The organism is Vibrio sp. 2132-1 (genome assembly GCF_033344315.1).
The window spans coordinates 1-1,172 of sequence record NZ_JAWPON010000080.1 but is presented as its reverse complement, the minus strand read 5'-3'; the positions used below and the strand labels follow the sequence as shown (position 1 = coordinate 1,172).

Genomic DNA, 1,172 nt, shown 5'->3' with positions numbered 1-1,172 from the left:
CCTCATACTGACCCAAATTGATGTGTGCACGCACTATATTGCGCCATTGCAGTTGTAAGAAGTGGTTACATGCCGATTCTGGACGAACCGCCGTGTTCAACCATTCTTGCATGGCTTCTGTATTGCCACGCGCTTGCCAGAATAAGATCAACGATAAAGAGGCGTTGGCGGTCCAATCTACGTGGTACGTAGACTGCTTCATTAAATGTTGAATGTGCTCGATGAATTTACCGGCTTTGTCTAGTTCGCCACGGCCAATCGCAATGCGTGCCAACATTGAGTAGCTATGTAAGTGCTTACTCGGCGAATGGTTTTCGAGAATTTGTAGGCCTCGGTATGCACACTCTTCGGCTTCATCTAGGCGGTTCCAGCACCATAAGACTTGCGCGCGGATACGCAATAAAAACTCGTGCAGAGGAACGTGCTGTAATTGCTGATCTTCAATCAGACGAAAGCCTGAATCTTGCAGCTCAAAGGCCGCTTGCACGTAACCTTGAGCAATCAATATTTCGCTTTGTTGTAAAATCGCCCACAGTGCTTGATGGTAAACCTGATACTGGCGCGCCAATTTTTCGGTTTGCTGCATCATCGGCAACGCGCGGTCGAGTTTACCCAACACGTGGTTCACTTCGCCTACGACTGAGGTCGCGACAATTCGGCTACGGTAAATGGTGTTGTCTAGTTGGCTGAGAGCCAGCTCCGCAAGTTCAAGCGCTTTCTCGGGTTGGTTGCTGTTAATCGCGACCTGAGCTAGCAGCGCGTTAGCTTGGCCTTGGTAATGGATATCTAGCTCGATGTTGCGCTTTTTATGCTCTTCTTCGGCTTCTTCAAGCAATTGGCCAACTTGATTGTATCGGTGTTGGCTCTGCGCTAACCATGCACGTAACATCGTCAATTTAGGGTGGCTAAATAGCAGCTCTGCATCCAGCTTATTGATGGCATGCTCGAGTGTGCTTAATTCGCCTTGGTTGAACATCTTCCAACCGAATTCATTCAAAATCTCAACGACTAAGTCTTTATCGTTGGACTTTTGCGCGTGATGAATGGCTTGGTGTGGCGATTTTTGTTGTAACCAAGCGACCGCCGCATTGCGGTGAAGATCTTTTTCTTGTTGAGGAATACGTGCTTGACGCTCGTGAGACAAGAACTCGCCAAACAAGTTGTGGAAGCGG

The 1,172-nt window shown here is 48.4% G+C and carries 1 protein-coding gene; it reads right to left on the bottom strand.

The window, feature by feature from the left end:
- The coding region (malT, locus tag R8N47_RS23560; RefSeq protein ID WP_318185898.1) for an HTH-type transcriptional regulator MalT at nt 1-1,172 on the bottom strand (1,172 nt) is incomplete at both ends.